The organism is Brevundimonas sp. KH_060 (assembly GCF_057838275.1).
This window is the reverse complement of record NZ_CM174463.1, coordinates 2,301,023-2,321,522: the sequence shown is the minus strand read 5'-3', so window position 1 is coordinate 2,321,522 and position 20,500 is coordinate 2,301,023. Positions and strand designations below refer to the sequence as shown.

The 20,500-nt window shown below is 66.1% G+C and carries 21 protein-coding genes and 2 tRNA genes; 19 read left to right on the top strand and 4 right to left on the bottom strand.

Features of this window, described 5'->3' with window-relative positions; all coding sequences use genetic code 11:
- Positions 1-54 precede the first annotated feature (54 nt).
- The 9 genes from AC3IPP_RS11520 (at position 55) to AC3IPP_RS11480 (ending at position 9,928) form a co-directional block, all read left to right on the top strand.
- Positions 55-1,647 (top strand): carboxyl transferase domain-containing protein, encoded by a 1,593-nt coding sequence (locus tag AC3IPP_RS11520; RefSeq protein ID WP_489149089.1) that lies wholly within the window; start codon positions 55-57, stop codon positions 1,645-1,647.
- A 113-nt stretch (positions 1,648-1,760) separates the two neighbouring features.
- Entirely contained in the window at positions 1,761-2,246 is a 486-nt protein-coding gene (locus AC3IPP_RS11515) for a hypothetical protein (protein ID WP_489149088.1), read from the top strand.
- Positions 2,247-2,313: 67 nt separating this feature from the next.
- Positions 2,314-3,216 carry an enoyl-CoA hydratase-related protein gene (locus AC3IPP_RS11510; protein ID WP_087140923.1) on the top strand — a complete coding sequence of 301 codons (903 nt, stop codon included), beginning with the start codon at positions 2,314-2,316 and terminating at the stop codon, positions 3,214-3,216.
- 9 nt (positions 3,217-3,225) lie between these two features.
- Positions 3,226-5,229, top strand: coding sequence for an acetyl/propionyl/methylcrotonyl-CoA carboxylase subunit alpha (locus AC3IPP_RS11505; protein ID WP_489149087.1), 2,004 nt, complete (start codon positions 3,226-3,228; stop codon positions 5,227-5,229).
- On the top strand, positions 5,226-5,564 hold the full coding sequence (locus AC3IPP_RS11500) for a hypothetical protein (RefSeq protein ID WP_489149086.1): 339 nt from the start codon (positions 5,226-5,228) through the stop codon (positions 5,562-5,564). Before AC3IPP_RS11505 ends, AC3IPP_RS11500 begins: the two co-directional genes overlap by 4 nt.
- A gap of 42 nt (positions 5,565-5,606) precedes the next feature.
- Positions 5,607-6,002 (top strand): DUF1489 family protein, encoded by a 396-nt coding sequence (locus AC3IPP_RS11495; RefSeq protein WP_489149085.1) that lies wholly within the window; start codon positions 5,607-5,609, stop codon positions 6,000-6,002.
- Positions 6,003-6,065: 63 nt separating this feature from the next.
- The gene (locus AC3IPP_RS11490; RefSeq protein ID WP_489149084.1) at positions 6,066-7,433 is read left to right on the top strand and encodes an MATE family efflux transporter; all 1,368 of its coding nucleotides are present in this window, start codon (positions 6,066-6,068) and stop codon (positions 7,431-7,433) included.
- A 78-nt stretch (positions 7,434-7,511) separates the two neighbouring features.
- Positions 7,512-9,218, top strand: a complete 1,707-nt coding sequence (metG, locus tag AC3IPP_RS11485; RefSeq protein ID WP_489149083.1) for a methionine--tRNA ligase — start codon at positions 7,512-7,514, stop codon at positions 9,216-9,218.
- Positions 9,215-9,928: a 2OG-Fe(II) oxygenase gene (locus tag AC3IPP_RS11480; RefSeq protein WP_489149082.1), complete on the top strand. Its 714-nt coding sequence runs from the start codon at positions 9,215-9,217 to the stop codon at positions 9,926-9,928. Before metG ends, AC3IPP_RS11480 begins: the two co-directional genes overlap by 4 nt.
- A 52-nt stretch (positions 9,929-9,980) precedes the next feature.
- On the opposite strand, the gene AC3IPP_RS11475 is transcribed toward AC3IPP_RS11480, so the two are convergent.
- Positions 9,981-10,829 (bottom strand): TerC family protein, encoded by an 849-nt coding sequence (locus tag AC3IPP_RS11475; protein ID WP_489149081.1) that lies wholly within the window; start codon positions 10,827-10,829, stop codon positions 9,981-9,983.
- Positions 10,830-10,901: 72 nt separating this feature from the next.
- A complete protein-coding gene (gene rlmB / locus AC3IPP_RS11470; RefSeq protein ID WP_489149080.1) occupies positions 10,902-11,780 on the bottom strand; it encodes a 23S rRNA (guanosine(2251)-2'-O)-methyltransferase RlmB in 879 nt (292 codons plus the stop codon).
- A gap of 149 nt (positions 11,781-11,929) precedes the next feature.
- On the opposite strand from rlmB, the gene AC3IPP_RS11465 reads away from it, so the two are divergent.
- From AC3IPP_RS11465 to tuf, 3 genes are all read left to right on the top strand, one after another.
- Positions 11,930-12,013 (top strand) — tRNA-Tyr (locus tag AC3IPP_RS11465).
- 95 nt (positions 12,014-12,108) lie between these two features.
- Positions 12,109-12,182: transfer RNA gene (locus AC3IPP_RS11460), tRNA-Gly, on the top strand.
- A gap of 61 nt (positions 12,183-12,243) precedes the next feature.
- Positions 12,244-13,434 (top strand): elongation factor Tu, encoded by a 1,191-nt coding sequence (gene tuf / locus AC3IPP_RS11455; protein ID WP_087141476.1) that lies wholly within the window; start codon positions 12,244-12,246, stop codon positions 13,432-13,434.
- 135 nt (positions 13,435-13,569) lie between these two features.
- On the opposite strand, the gene AC3IPP_RS11450 is transcribed toward tuf, so the two are convergent.
- On the bottom strand, positions 13,570-13,734 hold the full coding sequence (locus AC3IPP_RS11450) for a hypothetical protein (RefSeq protein ID WP_489149079.1): 165 nt from the start codon (positions 13,732-13,734) through the stop codon (positions 13,570-13,572).
- Between the two features lie 149 nt (positions 13,735-13,883).
- On the opposite strand from AC3IPP_RS11450, the gene AC3IPP_RS11445 reads away from it, so the two are divergent.
- The 3 genes from AC3IPP_RS11445 (at position 13,884) to AC3IPP_RS11435 (ending at position 16,984) form a co-directional block, all read left to right on the top strand.
- Positions 13,884-15,041, top strand: a complete 1,158-nt coding sequence (locus tag AC3IPP_RS11445; RefSeq protein WP_489149078.1) for a GNAT family N-acetyltransferase — start codon at positions 13,884-13,886, stop codon at positions 15,039-15,041.
- 13 nt (positions 15,042-15,054) lie between these two features.
- Complete coding sequence (locus tag AC3IPP_RS11440) at positions 15,055-15,984, top strand: transcriptional regulator (RefSeq protein ID WP_489177400.1); 930 nt, start codon at positions 15,055-15,057, stop codon at positions 15,982-15,984.
- 103 nt (positions 15,985-16,087) lie between these two features.
- Positions 16,088-16,984 carry a GIN domain-containing protein gene (locus AC3IPP_RS11435; RefSeq protein ID WP_087139532.1) on the top strand — a complete coding sequence of 299 codons (897 nt, stop codon included), beginning with the start codon at positions 16,088-16,090 and terminating at the stop codon, positions 16,982-16,984.
- 155 nt (positions 16,985-17,139) lie between these two features.
- On the opposite strand, the gene AC3IPP_RS11430 is transcribed toward AC3IPP_RS11435, so the two are convergent.
- Complete coding sequence (locus AC3IPP_RS11430) at positions 17,140-17,898, bottom strand: outer membrane protein (protein WP_087139531.1); 759 nt, start codon at positions 17,896-17,898, stop codon at positions 17,140-17,142.
- A gap of 586 nt (positions 17,899-18,484) precedes the next feature.
- Here AC3IPP_RS11430 and rpsJ point away from each other — a divergent pair.
- The 4 genes from rpsJ to AC3IPP_RS11410 are packed head-to-tail and all read left to right on the top strand — an operon-like array spanning position 18,485 to position 20,500.
- Positions 18,485-18,790 carry a 30S ribosomal protein S10 gene (rpsJ, locus tag AC3IPP_RS11425; RefSeq protein ID WP_003164367.1) on the top strand — a complete coding sequence of 102 codons (306 nt, stop codon included), beginning with the start codon at positions 18,485-18,487 and terminating at the stop codon, positions 18,788-18,790.
- A gap of 23 nt (positions 18,791-18,813) precedes the next feature.
- On the top strand, positions 18,814-19,557 hold the full coding sequence (rplC, locus tag AC3IPP_RS11420; RefSeq protein ID WP_087139530.1) for a 50S ribosomal protein L3: 744 nt from the start codon (positions 18,814-18,816) through the stop codon (positions 19,555-19,557).
- Positions 19,557-20,195: a 50S ribosomal protein L4 gene (gene rplD, locus AC3IPP_RS11415; protein WP_003164369.1), complete on the top strand. Its 639-nt coding sequence runs from the start codon at positions 19,557-19,559 to the stop codon at positions 20,193-20,195. Before rplC ends, rplD begins: the two co-directional genes overlap by 1 nt.
- Positions 20,195-20,500 carry a 50S ribosomal protein L23 gene (locus tag AC3IPP_RS11410; protein WP_003170030.1) on the top strand — a complete coding sequence of 102 codons (306 nt, stop codon included), beginning with the start codon at positions 20,195-20,197 and terminating at the stop codon, positions 20,498-20,500. Before rplD ends, AC3IPP_RS11410 begins: the two co-directional genes overlap by 1 nt.

Below are 20,500 nucleotides of genomic sequence, written 5' to 3'. Positions count from 1 at the left end.
GCGGGGGAACCGAACCGGCTTCCCCCCGGCGCGGAAGCCTCCTAAACCTTGGGCATGCCCAAGCTGATTTCCGCCGTCGATCGCAACAGTCCTGCTTTCAAAACGCTGGATGCGCACAATCGCGCCCTGCGTGACGAGCTTTATGAAAAGGTCGCCAAGGCCGCGCGCGGCGGCTCGGACGCCAGCCGTGACCGCCATGTGGCGCGCGGTAAGCTGCTGCCGCGTGATCGGGTCGAGCGCCTGCTGGATCCCGGCTCGCCCTTCCTGGAGGTCGGCCAACTGGCCGCCAACGGCATGTACCGGGACGAGGCGCCGGGCGCAGGCATGATCTGCGGGGTCGGCAGGGTGTCGGGCCGCGAGGTCATGATCGTCGCCAACGACCCGACGGTGAAGGGCGGGGCCTACTTCCCCATGACGGTGAAGAAGCATCTGCGGGCGCAGGAAATTGCCGAACAGAACAATCTGCCGTGCGTCTATCTGGTCGATTCCGGCGGGGCCAACCTGCCGCACCAGGCCGAGGTGTTTCCGGATCGCGACCACTTCGGCCGCATCTTTTTCAATCAGGCGCGGATGAGCGCGCGTTCGATCCCTCAGATCGCCTGCGTCATGGGCAGTTGCACGGCGGGCGGCGCCTATGTCCCCGCCATGTCCGACGAGACGGTGATCGTGCGCAATCAGGGCACCATCTTCCTGGCCGGCCCGCCGCTGGTGAAGGCGGCGACGGGCGAGGTCATCTCGGCCGAGGAGCTGGGCGGGGCCGAGACCCACGGCCGCAAGTCCGGCGTGGTCGACCATGTCGCCGAGAACGACGAACACGCGCTGGAGATCGTGCGCTCCATCGTCGCCAATCTGAACACCACCAAGGCCCAGCCGCTGGACGTGCGCGAGCCGCGCGCCCCGGCCTACGATCCGGCCGAGCTCTACGGCATCATCCCTGAGGACGTCCGCGCCCCCTATGACGTGCGCGAGGTCATCGCCCGCATCGTCGACGGCTCGGAGATGGATGAGTTCAAGGCGCTGTACGGCACGTCTCTGGTGTGCGGCTTCGCCCGCATCTGGGGCCAGCCGGTGGCCATTCTGGCCAACAACGGCGTGCTGTTCTCCGAAAGCGCCCAGAAGGGGGCGCACTTCATCGAACTGGCCTGCAAGCGCAAGATTCCGCTGCTGTTCCTGCAGAACATCTCGGGCTTCATGGTCGGCGGCAAATATGAGGCTGAGGGCATCGCCAAGCACGGCGCTAAGCTGGTGACGGCGGTCGCCAGCGCCGAGGTGCCCAAGTTCACCGTCCTGATCGGCGGCAGCTTCGGCGCGGGCAACTACGGCATGTGCGGCCGGGCCTATAGCCCGCGCTTCCTGTTCACCTGGCCCAACAGCCGCATCAGCGTGATGGGCGGCGAGCAGGCGGCCAGCGTTCTGGCCACCGTCCACCGCGACGCGGACACCTGGACGCCCGACGAAGCCGAGGCCTTCAAGGCGCCGATCCGCCAGAAGTATGAGGACGAGGGCAACCCCTATTACGCCACCGCCCGCCTGTGGGACGACGGCGTCATCGACCCGGTTCAGACCCGCGACGTGCTGGGCCTGGCCATCAGCGCCAGCCTGAACGCCCCGATCCCCGAAACGACCTTCGGCGTGTTCCGGATGTAAGGCAATAAATTAAACAGCGTTCAAAAAACCGCTTGAAGCCAGACCGCATGGCTGAGAGTGTCACGTCGGCGATCTCGATGCGGGATCGGAATCTGGACGACAAGGACAGTGACATGAAGAAGACTGCAGCTCTCATCGCCCTGACCGCGCTGCTCGCAGCTTGCGGATCTCAGGCCGATTCCAAGGCCCCGGCGGCGGCTGAAGTCGCGCCCGAGGCTGCGGCGGCGCCGCAGACCGAGCCGGTCTCGGCGGCCGAGGAAGCGGCAGCGCGGGCGGGCGAACCGTCCGAAGCGGTCTTCCCGGTCGGCTATCGCGGCAATTGGGACTACAGCGACGACGGCTGCGCCAAGGACGAGAGCGGCACGCGCTTCGTCATCACGGCCAATGAGATCAAGGGCTATGAAGACACCTCCAAGCTGGTGGCTCTAGAGACCCTGCAAGGCGAAGGCGACGCCATTCGCGTGGTTCTGGAGAACCAGTCGGCCGAGGGCGATCAGACTCTTGTCCAGACCCTGCGCCTGTCGCCCGTCGCCGGCATCTCGCTGCGTGTCGAGCAGGACGGCAAGACCGTTCGCGCCAACCGCTGTGATCCTGTTTAATCGCCTTCTTCCTCCGCCAAGGGAGAGGGATGATGTTTGAAGCGTTCTATCGGCCAAGGAGCCCATCATGACTGACCAAAAGCCGACCGAAGAAGAGCTGAACGCTCTGGACATCACCGACGCCGAGGCGGCGGAGATGAACGCCATCGCCCACCCCTTCGTCGCTGATCCGGCGCCGGATGCGAACGACGACCTGGTGCAGATCGACTCGACCGTCGATGGCGTGGTCTTCGTCACCATCAACCGGCCGCAGAAGAAGAACGCTTTCGACGCCGCGACCATCTCCGCCCTGTATGAGGCATTCGAGACCCTGCACGGCGCCGACCATGTGCGCGTCGTCTTCATCCGCGGCGCGGGCGGGACGTTCAGCGCGGGCGCCGACCTGAACTGGATGCGTTCGGCGGCCGACTGGTCCGAGAGCGACAACCGCGACGACGCCATGGGCCTGGCGAAGATGCTGAAGGCGCTGCACGACGTGCCGGCGCTGACGGTGGCCCTGGTCGAGGGCGCGGCCATGGGCGGCGGGGCGGGCATCGTCGCCGCGTGCGACATGGCCGTGGCGGTCGAGGGCGCGCGCTTCGCCTTCTCGGAGGTCAAGCTGGGCCTGATCCCGGCGACCATCGCCCCCTATGTCATCGAGGCGGTCGGCGCGCGCCGCGCGCGTCAGCTGTTCCTGACGGCCAACATCTTCGACGCCGACTACGCCGCCCATGCGGGCCTGATCGACATGGTCCTGCCCGAAGGCTCGGTCGACGAGTTCATCTCCATGCTGACCGACAGCCTGTCGGCCAATGCGCCGGGCGCCATGGGCGACGCCAAGCGCCTAGTGAACGATGTGGCGGGTGAAGAGATCGACAACCGCCTGCTGGAAGAGACCGCCAAGCGCATCGCCCGCGCCCGTGTCTCGGCCGAGGGCCAGGAAGGCGTCCGCGCCTTCCTCGACAAGCGCGCGCCGAGCTGGGCGCAATAAGGTAGCCTGATGTTCAAGTCCGTCCTGGTCGCCAATCGCGGCGAGATCGCCTGCCGCGTCTTCCGCACCGCCCGTCGCATGGGCCTGCGCACCATCGCCGTCTATTCCGAGGCTGACGCCCAGGCGCTTCACGTTCGAGAAGCGGATGAGGCGGTGCTGATCGGTCCGGCGGCGGCGCGCGAATCCTATTTGGATGCGGCCAAGGTGCTGGCGGCGGCCAAGGCGACGGGGGCGGAGGCCATCCACCCCGGCTACGGCTTCCTGTCCGAGAACGCCGACTTCGCCGAGGCCGTGGCGGCGGCGGGTATTGTCTGGATCGGCCCCAAGCCGTCCTCGATCCGCGCCATGGGCCTGAAGGACGCGGCCAAGAAGCTGATGATCGAGGCGGGCGTGCCCGTCACCCCCGGCTATCAGGGCGAGGACCAGTCGCTAGAGACCCTGACGGCCGAAGCCGGTCGCATCGGCTTCCCCGTCCTGATCAAGGCGGTCGCGGGTGGCGGCGGCAAGGGGATGCGCAAGGTCGACCGGGCTGAGGACTTCGCCGAGGGTCTGGCCTCAGCCCAGCGCGAGGGGCAGTCGTCCTTCGGCGATCCGCGCGTGCTGATTGAAAGCTACATCACCCGCCCGCGACACATCGAAGTGCAGGTCTTCGGCGACAGCCACGGCAATGTCGTCCACCTGCATGAACGCGACTGCTCGCTGCAGCGCCGCCACCAGAAGGTGATCGAGGAAGCTCCCGCGCCTGGCATGGATCAGGCCACGCGCGACGCCGTCACCGCCGCCGCCGTCCGCGCCGCCAAGGCCGTGGACTATCAGGGCGCCGGCACCATCGAGTTCATCGCCGACGCCTCCGACGGGCTGAAGGCCGACCGCATCTGGTTCATGGAGATGAACACCCGGCTTCAGGTCGAGCACCCGGTGACGGAGAGCATCACCGGCGTCGATCTGGTCGAATGGCAGCTGCGCGTCGCGGCGGGTCAGCCCATTCCGCTGGCGCAGGCCGACATCCCGATGAAGGGCTGGGCGATGGAGGCCCGTCTCTACGCCGAAGACCCGGCCAACGGCTTCCTGCCGTCGATCGGGCGGCTGGATCACTTCGTCATGCCTGACGATATCCGCGTCGACACCGGCGTGATGCAGGGCGGCGAGGTCAGCCAGTTCTACGATCCGATGATCGCCAAGCTGATCGTCCACGAAGACAACCGCGAAGCCGCCGCCGCCCGCTTGGCTGACGCCTGCCGCGAGGTCGAAGTCTGGCCGGTCAAGACCAACGCGGGCTTCATGGCGCGCTGTCTGGAGCATCCGCGCTTCGTCGAGGGCGACGTGGACACCGGCTTCATCGCGGCCGAGGAGGGGGCGCTGATCGCCCCGGCTCAGGTTTCCGCCCGCGCCCTGGCCGCTGCGGCCGGACAGATCGGGCTGGAAGCGGACGCCGCCGCTTTTGACGCGCCGGACAATGTGTTGGCGCCCGCCCGCGCGGGGCTGTTCGGCTTCCGCCTGAACGCGGCGCCGCAAGCGCATACGGTGGTCCATCATGACGGCACGGCGCATGCCCTGGCCCTGACCGGCGAGCCGGGCTGGTATGGCCGTTCATCCAGCTTCGCCGTGAGCGGCGAATTCGGCTCTGCCCAGATCTATGGCGAGCCGGGCGTGGTTGTCGTTGACGGCGAGGTGGTCAGCACCCTGTCGCCCGACGCGGGACGGGTTCTGGTGTTCGACGGCGGCGACGTGGTCGAGTTCCATCGCCGCAAGTCCAGCGGTCCGGCGGGCGGCTCCGCCTCCGACGGCGGCCTGCGCGCGCCCATGCCGGGCAAGATCGTCGCCGCGCCCGCCAAGGCGGGAGACAAGGTGGCCAAGGGCCAGCCGGTCGTGGTGCTAGAGGCCATGAAGATGGAACACGCCCTGACCGCGCCCTTTGACGGCGTGGTGGCGGAGTTCAACGTCGCCGTCGGCGATCAGGTCGTGGACGGCGCCGTGCTGGCCGTCGTGAAGGCCGAGGCAGCGGGCGAATGATCGTTGCAGCTATGATGGCGACGGCGCTTCTGGGTGCCGATCTGAGCGACATGCCGACGGAATCGGCGGCGGATCTGCAGTGCATGGGCCTGCTGGCGGTGGCGATCGACGATCCAGCGGCCACTGACGCGGTCAAGCAGCAGTATACGGGGGGCATGATGTATTACCTCGGCCGTCTGGAGGGCCGCGATCCCGCACGGAACTGGATCGGGCGGATGCTGCAATATACGGATTCCACCCCGGTTCAGCAGGTGCGTTCGCACAGCCAGCGATGCGGGCAGGAACTGATCGCTAAGGGGCAGGAAATCTTCGCCCAATTGGACCGCGAGCCGTGAGACGGGCTGGCCTTCGCGGCGTCGGATGACTAGTTGGGCCTCATGCCCCTGCATATGATCAAGCTCTGCGTCGGCGTGGCCGAGGTTGAGACGCTGGAAGCGAACGCCGCCCGCTCCGACTGGCGCATCGTCCACACCCGCATGACGCCCAAGCGTGCGGCCGAGATCGAGGACGGCGGCTCGCTGTATTGGGTGATGAAGGGCTCCGTGACCTGCCGCCAGCGCATCCTCGACATCACGACCATAGGCGAGGGCAAGGCCAGTCGCTGCGAGATCAAGCTGGACAGCCAGGTTATTCGCACTGCGCCCCTGGCCCGGAGGCCGTTTCAAGGCTGGCGTTATTTCGAGAAAGACGTGCCGCCGGATCTGTCGGTGGACGAGCCGACCGACCTGCCGCCGGACCTGGCGAGAGAGCTGCGCGAGTTGGGCGCCTGGTAGGCGCCTGAAACGGCCGGAAAATCGATTGACCCGCGCTTGCGCGCGTGGCTGGTGCGGCGTCCGATGGTCCAGTCTCTGTTCAGCTTTCAAAATCGCGCCACCCTGTCCGAGCTGCTGAAGCTGGCCTGGCCTGTGGTGCTGGCGCGTCTGGGCATCATGACCATGGGGCTGACAGACGCGATCGTCGTCGGCCACTACGCCAGCCGCGAGCTGGCCTTCCACTCTCTGGCCTGGGCGCCGTCTTCGGTCGTGCTGACTACGGCGGTCGGTCTGATGATGGGGGTTCAGATCATGACCGCCCGTCTGCTGGGCGAGGGCAGGGGCGACGAGGTCGGCGCCGTCCTGCGTCGGGGTATGAGCTACGCCTTGCAGATCGGCCTGGTCTCGATGGTCGGCCTGTTGCTGCTGGGGCCGTTCGGCCTGGTGCATATGGGGCTGGAGGATGGCCTGGGCGAGGGCGCGACGCCCGCCCTGATGGTCTTCGCTCTGTCGATGCCGGCCTATCTGATTTCGGTCTGCGCTCAGTTCTTCCTGGAAGGCCTGCAACGTCCGAAGGCGGGCATGGTCGCCATGTGGGTGGCCAATGCGGTCAATCTGGCGCTGAACCTGCTGCTGGTGCCGGACATTCTGGGCATCGGTCTGGACGGGGCCGTCGCCTCGGCCTGGGCGACGTTCGGTGCGCGCACGGCGCTGGCGATCTTCCTGGTCATCTTCATCCTGCGCCTGCCTGAAGCGCGGGCCTGGGGCGTGTTCAACAAGCCCAAGCGCGACAAGGCGGTCGAGAGCCAGCAGGTCAAGGTCGGCCTGGGCGCGGGCGCATCCAACTTCATCGAGGTCGGGGCCTTTGCGGCCATGACCCTGTTCGCTGGTCAGCTGGGCGCGGCGGAAACCGCCAGCTGGGCCGTCGTCATCAATATCTCGGCCATCGTCTTCATGGTGCCGATGGGGCTGGGCTCGGCGACGGCCGTTCTGGTGGGGCGCAGCTATGGCGCGGCCGACAAGGCGGGCGTCATGCGCGGCGGCTTGGCGGGCATCGGCGTCGTGACCGTGCTGGCCTTCATCATCGCCCTGGCGATCTGGCCGACAGCGCGACTGATCGTCGGCGCCTACACTACGGATCCGGTCATTCTGGCCATTGCGGCTCCGGCGCTGGTGCTGGCGACCCTGTTCTTCGTCGCCGACGCCCAGCAGGTGGTCGCTGCACAGGCCAACCGCGCGGCGGGCGACGTGATCTGGCCGACGCTGATGCACCTGCTGTCCTATGGCCTGATCATGATTCCGCTGGGTTGGTTCCTGGCGCATCGGATCGGCGTGGACGGCCTGGTCTGGTCGGTGATTGTCGCCAGCCTGATCTCGGGCGCGCTGCTGACCGGGCGGTTCGTGCGGATCGCGCGGCGGCTGCCGGCGGCAAAGGCGACGCCTGCCTTATAAGACGCCTGGGCCATAAAAGGTGACGATCTGGTCTGCGCCCTCTATATCCGACGCCTCCCTGTCAGACGTTGGAAGATCATGTCCCGCATCCTCATCACCTCGGCGCTGCCCTACATCAACGGCATCAAGCACCTGGGGAATCTGGCCGGGTCGATGTTGCCCGCCGATGTGTGGGCGCGCTTCATGCGGAGCAGGGGGCATGACGTCCTCTATGTGTGCGCCACCGACGAGCACGGCACCCCGGCCGAGCTGGCCGCCGCCGCCGCCGGGCAGGACGTCCGCACCTATTGCGACGAGCAGCATCAGGTTCAGAAGTCGCTGGCCGACAAATTCAGCCTGTCGTTCGACATCTTCGGCCGCAGCTCCAACGCCCCGAACACCCGCCTGACCCAGCACTTCGCCAAGGTGCTGGAAGAGCGTGGCCTGATCGAGGAGCGCGTTGACCGGATGATCTATTCGATCGACGACGCCCGCTTCCTGCCCGACCGCTATGTCGAGGGAACGTGCCCGCACTGCGGTTATGAGAAGGCGCGCGGCGACCAGTGCGACAACTGCGGACGCCTTCTGGATCCGACGGACCTGATCAATCCCTATTCGGCCGTTTCGGGCAGCCGAAATCTGGAGGTCCGCGACACGCGCCACCTCTATCTGCTGCAGACGAAGATCGCTGACGACGTGCGCGGCTGGGTCGACGCCCGCTCGCCCCAGTGGCAGCCGCTGGCGCGCTCCATCGCTTACAAGCATCTGGACGAGGGCCTGATCGACCGCGGCATCACCCGCGATCTGAAGTGGGGCGTGCCGGTCGTCGGTCCCGACGGCGGCCCGCGTCCGGGCATGGAAGGCAAGGTCTTCTACGTCTGGTTCGACGCACCCATTGAATACATCGGCGCGACCGAGGAATGGGCGCAGAAGACCGGCGGAAACTGGCGCTCGTGGTGGCGTCTGGACGAGGGCGCGGACGACGTGCGCTACGTCCAGTTCATGGGCAAGGACAATGTGGCCTTCCACACCGTCAGTTTCCCGGCGACCATTCTGGGCTCGGGCGAGCCCTGGAAGACGGTCGACCAGTTGAAGGCCTTCAACTGGCTGAACTGGTACGGCGGCAAGTTCTCGACCAGCCTGGGTCGAGGCGTCTTCATGGATCAGGCGCTGGCGCTGCTGCCCGCCGACTACTGGCGCTGGCACCTGACGGCCTATGGGCCGGAACACTCCGACGCGGCCTTTACCTGGGAGCAGTTCCAGTCGACGACCAACAAGGATCTGGCCGACGTGCTGGGCAACTTCGTCAACCGCATCGTCAAGTTCACGGAATCCAAGTTCGACGGCGTCGTGCCCGAGGGCGGCGAACCGGGCGCGCTGGAAGAAAAGTTAGCGGCCGACGTCAAGGCGGCCCTGGCGACCCTGACCTATGAGTTCGAGGCCATGGAGTTCCGCAAGGCGGCCCAGGCGGCGCGCGCCCTGTGGGTGCTGGGCAATGAATATCTGCAGGTCGCGGCGCCCTGGACGGCGCTGAAGACGGATCGTGACCGCGCGGCCGTCGTGGTGCGCACGGCGCTCAGCCTTGTGGCCCTGTTCGCCCGTGTGACCGCCCCCTTCATGCCTGAAGCGGCGGGCCGCATCGCCGCAACGGTCGGTGCGACGGACCTGTCGTGGCCGGACGACGAGGGCGATCTGCTCAACGCCCTGCCGACCGGTCAATCCGTATCATCGGCCCAGGTTCTGTTCGCGAAGATCGAGGACGCCCAGGTCGCCGAATGGACCGAACGCTTCGGCGGCGCCGAGTGAAGCCAGAACTCGCCTCCCAGTCGGACGCGCGGCGCCAGTCGATTCGTGATCGGCTGGCGACGACCGGGCGGGCGCAGGTCGTTGATCTGCTCAGCGAGGCCTATGCGGACCATCTGGCCGCCAGCGCCGCCGACGCCCCGTTCAACACGGTGACGCGTAGGGGCGACGGTCATATTGATCTGCCCGCCGCCTGGCTGGCCAGTCTGGAGCCTTCGCAGAAACAGGCGCTGGGTGAACGGGTCCAGGCATCGGCGACGGACGGGTTTCAGTATCTCTACGACAACCATCCGATCTATGATCTGGATCAGGCGGGCCGCGCTGAAGCGGTCTGGTCCGAACTGGTGGCCTTCCTCAATGGCGAGGCCTTCCTCGGCCTGATGCGCGACCTGACCGGGCAGTCGGCGATCGCCATGGCCGACGCTCAGCTGACGCGCTTTCGCCCGGCGCATTTCCTGAACCAACATGACGATAGCGCTGACGGCAAGCAGCGCTTCTTCGCCTATGTTCTGGGGCTGTCGTCGAAATGGCGGATCGATTGGGGCGGCCTGCTGGCCTTCCATGGCGACGACGGCAATGTGGCCGAGGCCTTTACCCCGCGCTTTAATACGCTGAGCCTGCTGCGGGTGCCCGCGCCGCATTCAGTGACCCAGGTGGCTCTGTCGGCTGGGGCGCACCGCCTGTCGGTCACCGGCTGGCTGCGCGGGCGCTGAGCCCGCACACATGAAAAAGGCCCGGATCGCTCCGGGCCTTTGGCTTATTTGACTACTGGCTAGGCGTCGCGACGGTCTCTGACGGCGCCGTTCGCTGCTCCCGCGCGCCGGGCAGTCCGGCGGGAGTGGCCTCCTTGCTGCCGGCGCTGGCGTGTTTCATGTGCTTGGCCTGTTCCTCGACGCCGATGTCGAGGAAAGCGGGGGCCGAAGCGTTGAACTGATCGGCATGGCCGGTGCGGACGATGACCGAACGCCCGCCGTCCCAGATCATGTGCAGGGCGACATAGAAGACAATGGCGAGGCCGATGTAGGCGATCCAGCGATAGCGGTTCAGCAGCTTGGCGATGAAACTGGCGGCCAGGCCCATCAGGGCGATCGACAGGATCAGGCCGAAGACCATGATCCACGGGTGGTCGTGGCTGGCGCCGGCGACGGCCAGCACATTGTCCAGGCTCATGGTCAGATCGGCGATCATGATCTGGATCAGGGCGGCGCCGAAGGTCTTGCGCTTCAGGCCCATTTCTTCGGGCGACGGTCCGCCGCCATGTTCAATGGCCATGGCGCGTTCGATTTCGGCCTCGGCCTCGGCCTGGTCGTGGGTGGCCTGCTCGCGAAGTTCGCGCCACATCTTCCAGCACACCCAGAGCAGCAGGAAGCCGCCCGCCAGCAGCAGGCCGACAATGGCCAGAAGCTGGACGGTTATGAGCGCAAGGCCGATGCGCATGACGACGGCGGCGGCCAGGCCGATCAGGATGGCCTTACGGCGTTGCTCCTGGGGCAGGGCGGCGGCGGCGAGGCCCACGGCGACGGCGTTGTCGCCGGCCAGGACCAGATCGATCATCAGCACCTTGCCGAGGGCGGTGGCCTGACTGATCAGTTCGGGATTGGAGAGGAAGTCCATGCCGGACTCTTAAAGCCCAGCCGGACCCGCGCCAAGACGCCGCAGGGGCGAGTTGACGCGGGAGGCCTGATTCTAGCTGGCGCGGCCTTGGGCGCGAGCGGCTTCATACAGGGCGATGGCGGCCGCGTTGGAGACGTTCAGGCTCTCGAAGCCGCCGGGCATGGGGATGCGCGCCATGGCTTCGCAGTGCTCGGCTACCAATCGGCGCACGCCGTCGCCTTCCGACCCCATGACGATGACGGTTGGCCGGGCGTCCAGCGCCTGTTCCAGCGTCAGGTCCGATTCGCCGTCCATGCCGATGGCGCGCCAACCGTAGTCGGCCAGCTTCTCCAGCGCGCGGCTGAGATTCGTCACGCGGGCGCAGGGCAGGCGTTCGGTCGCCCCGGCCGAGGCCTTGGCCAAGGCGCCGGCCAGGGCGGGGGAATGGCGATCCTGCACCACGATGCCGCGCGCGCCGAAGGCCAGGGCCGAGCGGAAGATGGCGCCGACGTTCTGGGGGTCGGTCAGCTGATCCAGCATGACGATGACGCCCTCGGCCGGTTCGGCCAGGTCTTCCAGGGCCACGCCTTCCAGCGGCTGGACCTTGAAGGCCATGCCCTGGTGCACGGCGCCGGCGGGCAGCATCCGGCCCAGGGCGACAGAATCGACCACTTCGATTCGGTGGCCGTTCGCCAGATTCTCGCGCTGAATCTCTTCAGCGCGGTCTTCCGTGACCATCAGACGGCCGCTTCCGCGACGCGCGGGATTCGCCAAAGCGGCCAAAACCGGATGGCGTCCCCAAAGAAAATTATCAGCGTCCGGGCGCGAACGGGCTGTTTTGCGCTCGGTATCGTTTCCGCCGCGTCCTTGCGTGGCGGGCGTTTGAGGCCGATCCAAACGGCCTTCCCCCCTCTTTTGGAAAGATTGTTTTTTACCGGTTTTCCGGTCGTTGCGTTCTCGAAATGACGACACTATAAGACGGCCTCCGATTTGGGCCCCAGGGCTTTCGGTTCAGGCGCTTCCTCTACTGCAGGCGTCGCCCGACAGCGAAGGCTTTCGTCGCGGAATGATCGAAAGATTGTTTCCGGCGTTTCCAGACCGGCATTGACATAAGGCGCGCTGGGGGAATGTCCCGAGCGGCAAAGGGGGCGGACTGTAAATCCGCTGCGTAAGCTTCGCAGGTTCGAGTCCTGCTTCCCCCACCACGCGCCTTCAATGCCCTGGGACGGAGTCCAATGAAGGTATCGGGTGCGGAATCGTCGCTCTTCAAATCGAAGGGCGGTGCAACCGCATTCTTCGTGCGGGTATAGCACAATGGTAGTGCAGCAGCCTTCCAAGCTGAGGATGTCGGTTCGATCCCGTCTACCCGCTCCAGGTTTATTGAACTGAGCACAAGCGCCCCTCCGCTCCGGACCCGGGCCACAGGAGTTTGGCCATGGCCAAGGAAAAGTTCGAACGCACGAAGCCGCACGTGAACATCGGCACGATCGGTCACGTTGACCACGGCAAGACGACGCTGACGGCGGCGATCTCGATGACGCTGGCGAAGGCCGGCGGCGGCAAGGCGATGAACTACGCCGACATCGACAACGCGCCGGAAGAAAAAGCGCGCGGCATCACGATCAACACGTCGCACGTCGAGTATGAGACGGCCAACCGTCACTACGCGCACGTGGACTGCCCGGGCCACGCCGACTACGTGAAGAACATGATCACGGGCGCGGCTCAGATGGACGGCGCGATCCTGGTTTGCTCGGCTGCTGACGGCCCGATGCCGCAGACGCGCGAGCACATCCTGCTGTCGCGTCAGGTCGGCGTTCCGGCCCTGGTGGTGTTCCTGAACAAGGTCGACATGGTCGACGACGAGGAACTGCTGGAGCTGGTGGAAATGGAAGTGCGCGAGCTGCTCAGCTCGTACCAGTTCCCGGGCGACGACCTGCCGGTCGTCAAGGGCTCGGCCCTGGCCGCGGTTGAAGACCGTGACCCGCACATCGGCGCCGAGCGCGTTCTGGAGCTGATGGCGGCGGTCGACGCCTACATCCCGCAGCCGGAACGTCCGATCGACATGCCGTTCCTGATGCCGGTGGAAGACGTGTTCTCGATCTCGGGCCGCGGCACCGTGGTGACGGGTCGCGTCGAGCGCGGCATCGTCAAGGTCGGTGAAGAAGTCGAAATCGTCGGCATCCGTCCGGTTCAGAAGACGACCTGCACGGGCGTTGAAATGTTCCGCAAGCTGCTGGACCAGGGTCAAGCCGGCGACAACGTGGGCGTGCTGCTGCGCGGCACCAAGCGTGAAGACGTCGAGCGCGGCCAGGTGCTGTGCAAGCCGGGTTCGATCACTCCGCACACGAAGTTCGTGGCTGAAGCCTACATCCTGAACAAGGAAGAAGGCGGCCGTCACACGCCGTTCTTCACGAACTACCGCCCGCAGTTCTACTTCCGCACGACGGACGTGACCGGCATCGTGCGCCTGAAGGAAGGCGTCGAGATGATCATGCCGGGCGACAACGCCGAGCTGGACGTCGAGCTGATCACGCCGATCGCGATGGAAGAGAAGCTGCGCTTCGCCATCCGTGAAGGCGGCCGCACCGTCGGCGCCGGCGTCGTGGCCAAGATCGTCGAGTAATCGACGGGCGGCCCTTGAGGTCGCACAGTAAGTGTAAGCGTAAGCGTACCGGCCTCAAGCAGCCCGCAAGGGCGTTAGGCCACAGTAAAGCGTAACAGAGCGGCCCCCGGAGAAATCTGGGGGCCGTTTTGCATGTCAGTCGTTCGGCGTGCCGGTAGCGGGGTCGGTTTCCGTGCGGCCTGAGTTGCTGCTGCCCTCGGCGCCCTTGGGCTCAGTGGCCGGGCGCGGCGGGTTGCCCTCCTTGTCGGGGCGCTGGTTCTCGTTCTCGGTTTCGCGGTTCTTGGGGCGTGGCGTCGTCATGGGAACCTCCTAAAGAGGTCAATGCGGCGAGGCGCTGTGAAGCTCCGATCTTTTGCGCAACACGTCGAACGCTAACCCGGCCTCAAGGGCTTGGCCGTATGAGCCGGTGTTGGAACGGGACTTGCTGTGATCGTTCCGAAGGGAGCGTCATGTCGGGACCACTATCAGTTGAAATCCGCAACCTCGCCGACCTGTCGGCCGAGGCGGGCGCCCAATGGAACAAGTGGGCGCGTGCGGACCCGGACTTGAGCAGCCCTTATTTCCGTTGGGAGTTCGCGCGGACGGCCGGGCCGATCTGTCCCGGTTCGGCTGTCGCCGTCTTCAAACGGGACGGCCGCGTCGTCGGCTATTATCCGCATCAGCGTCGAGGCGGAACGGTTCAGCCCCTGGCCGCGCCGATGAACGACTATCATGGCGTTATCGGCCCGCGCGAGGACAAGCCTTCGATGCAGGAGGCGGCGGCTCTGATCGGCGCGCCGCGTTTCGCCGCAGCCGCCTGGATCGGCGAGGCGCCGCAGACGATGCTGCGCAATCACAGCGTGGTCTCCGTAGTGCCTGACGAGGGCGGATTCGACGCCTGGTACGCCCGGCGCCGGAAGGCCTTCCCGAAATACTTCAAGGACAAGGAGCGTTCTCGTCGCGGCCTGGACGGCGCGTTCAGGGCGGTCGAAATCGAGATCGAGCTGCACGACCACGCGCTGCTGAAACGCCTGATCATCGAGAAGAGCGAACAGTACCGGCGAACGGGGCATCACGACATCTTCGCCTGCGGCTGGACGGGCGACGTCCTGCACGCCTTGATGGATTGCCAGGGCGAGGACGGCTTCGGGGCTTCCATGGCCGTGCTGCGCGTGGACGGGCGGGTCGTCGCCATGGAGTATTCCATGCACGCCGGGCGTCATTTTCACCTGTGGTTCCCAGTCTATGAGCAGGAGGTCGCGCGCTGGTCGCCCGGCATCGTGTTGACGCAGGAGACGATCCGGCTGGGATCGGAACGCGGCTATCGGATCTTCGACTACGGCGTCGGCGTCGGCGGCAGCTACAAGAAATACTATGACGACGGGGGCCTTGTGACCGCCGAGGGCGTTGTCGCTCGGCCGGGCGTCGGCAACGCCGTGTGCGCGACGGCGAGCGCCGCCCTGGGCGTGCTGGGCCATGCGCGGGCGGAGCGGCTGCGTATCAGCACCCGGCGGCGTTGGTCGGTGGTCGAGGCGTGTGAGACAAGTCTGGCCGGTCAGGCCTCGGGCGTGCTGAGAGCGGCCGCCGACATGGTGCGGAAACAAAAAGCGGCCGGCTCGGCCGATTGATGAGGAGAGCGGTATGACGGCTTCCATGACGCGCTACGCGGGCCCGATCACCCAGGCTGCGGTTCACCCCCATGCCCTGGTGGCGGACGGCTTCGCCGAGGATCAGGCGCTGGCCGAGGTGCTGGACCGCTATCCGGCCGACCTGTTCGACATCAACCTGTACGACTACGACGATGAGGGTCAGGTCAGCCTGCGCACCGGCGCTCGGGGGCGCCTGAACGGCGCCGAACTGCTGGAGGCGATCCAGCAGGGCCGCCTGTGGGTCAATATGCGCAAGGTCGAGCAAGGCTGGCCCGAGCTGTGGCGCGCGGCCATGGTCGACTTCGAGCGCATCCTGGGCGGTTATGGGTTGAAGGCGGCCAGCGCCAGCGGCCAGCTGATCCTGTCCTCGCCCAAGGCGCGGGTGCCCTATCATTTCGACGCCGGCGGGGTGGTGCTGTTCCACATGCGTGGGCGCAAGCGTTTGTTCGTCTATCCGGGCGACGAGGCGCACCTGCCGGAGCGCAGCATGGAGCAGGTCGTCACCCGCCAGACAACCGAAGAGATTCCCTATCGCCGGGCCTTTGAGGACGACGCCAAAATCGTCGACCTGGAGCCGGGGCAGGCGCTGACCTGGCCCTTCTATGCGCCGCATCGGGTGGAAAACCTGGACCGCTTCTGCGTCTCCCTGTCTGTGGAGTTTCAGAGCTGGCCATCGCGCATCCGTAACGGGGCCCTCTACACCAACGCCTTCCTGCGCAGTCGGGGAGGGGAGCCGCGCGCCACGGATCGCATGAGCAAGCCCGAACTGGCTGCGCGCTGGGCCGCTTCGGTGGCGCTGAAGCGCGCGGGCCTGATGAAGAGCCGAATCGCCGCGTTCGAACGGGATTTCGAACCCGCTGTGGGCGCAACGGACGGGGTTGCGGCGCTGGCGCCGGATCGTGCAGGCGGTCCCGCAACCTGACGGTCGCCTTAGGTTAAAAGGGGTTCATGACCTCGATTTAAACTGACTTTGGGGCGTGGGGCCCTCAGTCTTCCCTGGACACAGAGACAGGGAGACCCCGCTGATGAAACCCGCCGCAATCGCCGCCGCCATCGGATCCGCACTGACCGCTTCCGCCGTGCTGGCGGCGCCGGCCCTGGCCGATGAAGTGACCATCCGCAACGCGGTGGCGCGCGTCATCGTCATCCCGGAAGACCGCGCAGACGTCGGCGTCGAGATCACGCCGGGTTCGGCCGGTTTGCCTGAGCTGCGCATCGAGCGTCGAGGCGATCAGGTGCGTATCGACGGCGGTCTGGGACGCGGCCGGGGCATGAGCTTCAACGGCGGTCAGATCGGCTCGTGCAACAGCGGTCCTGCGGACGCCCGCCAGCCCGGCGAAGGCGCATCGGTCGAGGTGCGCGGCAAGGGTCGTATTCGTCTGGAAGATGCGCCGCTGATCGTTCTGCGCACGCCGCGCGACGTGGACGTGAACGGCGGCGGCGCCGTGTTCGGCTCCATTGGACGCGGCGCGCGCTCGGTCGAACTGGGCAACGGCGGCTGCGGCTCCTGGACGGTGGCGAACGTCGATGGCGACATGAGCCTGTCGGTCGGCGGATCGGGCTCCATCCGGGCCGGCACGTCGCGCGATCTGGAAGCCGCCGTCGGCGGATCGGGCTCCATCTATGCGGGCGCGACGAGCAAGCTGGAGGCCAGCGTGGGCGGTTCGGGCAGTATCGATGTCGCCTCAGTCGACGGTGAGACCAAGGCGGCCATCGGCGGCTCGGGCGGGGTGCGCGTGAGGAATGGTCGGGCCACGACGCTGGAGGTGTCCATCGGCGGCTCGGGCGACGTGAATTTCGGCGGAACGGCAGGCGACGTCTCGGTGGCTATCGCCGGATCGGGCGATGTGAGGGTCGCAGAGGCGACCGGCCGAGTGTCCCGCTCGATCGTGGGATCAGGGGATCTGCGCATCGGCCGCTGACGCCGCGACCCCCTGAAGGAGAAGGCCCGGGAGCGTGGAACCCCTCGGGCCTTTTTCATGCCTGGAGCCTATCCGGTCCGGGCAAACAAAAACCCCGGCGGATCGCTCCGCCGGGGTTTCGTTGATCCGTGCGGTCCGAAGACCGCGAAGATCGCTTAGAGGCCGAGCAGGGCGGACACGCCGTTGTGCGTGCGGCCCAGGTTGGCGCCGGCTTGGTCGCGAGCTTGCAGACCGCCGCCGAAGCTGTAGCGCATGCCGATCTTGAAGACGTTGGCGTCGACGTCCAGGTCCGAGGACTTGACGTAGTCGTAGCCGCCGAAGACCGAGTACGGCGAGTTGGCGAACTGGTACTCAGCAGCCACGCCGGCCGACCAGGCGTCCACGTCGCTGTTGCCGATGAACATGTTGTCGGCGTCGACAGTGGTGTAGGCGGCGCCGCCGCTCAGGCGCAGTTGCGGGGTGGCGTAGAAGGCGGCGTCGCCGGCCACGGTCCAGATGTCGGCGTCAGCCGCGGTGCCGTACGAGACGACGCCCGTCAGGGTGGCGCGGTCCAGGTACTTCTGACCTTCCAGGCCGAAGGTGTTCAGCGTGGTGTTGCCCAGTTCCGACGCGGCGTAGAAGCCGCCGAAGCGCATGTCTTCGATCTTCTTCGACAGGTGCACGGCGCCGGCCAGGGTGGTTTCGTCGCCGGCGTGCTGGACGTCGGTGTAGGCGGCTTCAGCGTTGAAGGTCACGGTCCAGTCGCCGAACACCGGCGAAGCGACGGTGCCGTCGATGACGCCGCGGTTCACGTCGGTGCCTTCGACGTCAGCGTAGTTGTAGGCGATGCCGACCGAGCCGATGGCGTCTTGAGCGAAGGCGGGAGCGGCGATCAGGGTCGCGGCGGCGACCGAAGCGAGAAAGACGGTTTTCATTTTCTTGTCCTTATGTACTGCCGCCAAACAAGCTTGGCCCGTCCGGCGATGGGCGAGACATAGGTCGCTCTTTGGCGCTTTGCCGTAACAAACATGTCATGCAGAGGTCACATCAGGGGCGATGTTGCCCAAAAGTGACGCATTGCGGCATAACTGCGTCAGTATACGGAAGGCATTGCGGCCGCGCCTTTCCGCGGCGTTCATCTGGCCGCTTTCTCGCCTCAGTCCCTAACGATCGGCCCGTGTTATGTTGCGTTGCAGCGGCCGAGGAGGGGCGCGGGCGTCGTGAGTCGCAAACCCTGACGGGGCGGGGATTTCCGCGCTTGACGGAAACGGAATCGGAAGGCATAAGCACCCCTCTTGTTGGACCGGCTGTGCACTTTCGGGTGCAGACGCGGTCCGCAGGGACGACCTAAGTTACTGTTCTTTGCAGCTTCTTGGGAACTTACGGCCTTCGCGGGGGACTGCGTGGGCCGCTCGTTTTTGCGGATTTGCGTTTCCTGGGAGCGAGTGATCGCTCTGAGGCTTCGGTCTTTGAAATGGTTCACAGGGACGCGGCTCCGGCCGCATGGGAATAACAACCGATATGGATCAAAGCATCCGCATCAGGCTCAAGGCCTTCGATCACCGCGTCCTCGACTTTTCGACGCGCGAAATCGTCAACACCGCCAAGCGCACGGGCGCGACCGTTCGTGGTCCGATCCCGCTGCCGACCCTGATCGAAAAGTTCACCGTGAACCGCTCGCCGCACGTCGACAAGAAGTCGCGTGAGCAGTTTGAAATCCGCACGCACAAGCGCGTGCTCGACATCGTCGACCCCACTCCGCAGACCGTGGACGCGCTCATGAAGCTCGACCTGTCCGCCGGCGTGGACGTCGAGATCAAGATCTAAGAAAGAAAGAGGCGGGATCCGACATGCGCACGGGCGTGATCGCCAAGAAGCTGGGGATGACCCGCGTGTTCGCCGATGACGGCGCACACGTTCCGGTCACTGTACTCCAGCTCGACGGCTGCCAAGTCGTCGGCCAACGTACCAAGGAGCGCGACGGTTACGTCGCCCTTCAGCTGGGCGCTGGCGTTAAGAAGGCCAAGAACACGGCCAAGGCTCAACGCGAAGTTTTCGCGAAGGCCGAGGTCGAACCTAAGGCCTATGTAACCGAGTTCCGCGTGGGTGAAGACGCCCTGCTGGACGTGGGCGCCGAACTGTCGGCCGACCACTTCCTCGCGGGCCAGAAGGTCGACATCCAGGGCCATACCATTGGTAAGGGCTTTGCCGGCGCCATGAAGCGCTGGAACTTCGGTGGTCTGCGCGCCTCGCACGGTGTGTCGATTTCGCACCGTTCGCATGGTTCGACCGGCCAGCGTCAAGATCCGGGCAAGGTCTTCAAGGGCAAGAAGATGGCTGGCCATCTCGGCCAGGAAGTCGTCACGACCCAGAACCTGACCGTCGTCCGCGTCGATGCTGAGCGTGGTCTGATCCTGATCAAGGGCGCTGTCCCGGGTCATGACGGCGCCTACGTCAAGGTCAGCGACGCCATCAAGAAGGCTCGCCCTTCCGACGCCCCGTTCCCGGGCGCCGTGAAGTCGGCTGCTGCTCAACCCGCGTCGACGCCGGCTGAAGCTCCGGCCGTTGAAGCGACCGAAGGCGGTGAAGCGTAATGAAACTCTCGGTCATCAAACTCGACGGCAAGGCTGCTGGCGACGTTGAGCTGTCGGACGCCGTTTTCGGCATCTCCGACATCCGCGGCGACCTGCTGGCTCGTTACGTCAACTGGCAGCTGGCCAAGCGCCGCGCTGGTACGCACAAGGTTCAAACCCGCAACGAGAACTCTCGTACGGGCAAGAAGATGTACAAGCAGAAGGGCACCGGCGGCGCTCGTCACGGTTCGCGCCGTGCGCCGCAGTTCGTCGGCGGTTCGCGCGCCTTCGGTCCGGTTGTCCGTGACCACGGCTACTCGCTGCCGAAGAAGGTCCGCGCCCTGGCTCTGCGTCACGCCCTGTCGTCCAAGGCCAAGGCCGGCGACCTGGTCGTCGTCGACAGCGTCTCGGTCAAGGAAGCCAAGACGGCCTCGCTGCGCGAGACCTTCGGCAAGCTGGGCTGGACCAAGGCTCTGATCATCGCGGGTCCGGAAGTTGAAACCAACTTCGGCCTGGCCGCGCGCAACATCCCGCACATCGACGTGCTGCCGAACGCCGGCCTGAACGTCTATGACATCCTGCGGGCCGACAAACTGGTGCTGACCAAGGCGGCTGTTGAAGCCATCGAGGCGCGCTTCGCTGAGAAGGAAGCCGCATAATGGCCGCCGCTCAACCCACCGCCAAGCACTACGACACCATCCTGGCTCCGGTGATCACCGAGAAGGCCACGATCCTGTCGGAGCAGAACAAGGTCGTCTTCCGCGTCGCCGGCACGGCGACCAAGGACGAGATCGCTGCCGCGGTCGAAAGCCTGTTCAAAGTCAACGTCCTCAAGGTCAACACCCTGGTTCAAAAGGGCAAGACCAAGCGCTTCCGGGGCATCCTGGGCCGTCGCGTGGACATCAAGAAAGCGATCGTGACGCTGGCCGATGGTCAGTCGATCGACGTCACGACGGGGCTCTAA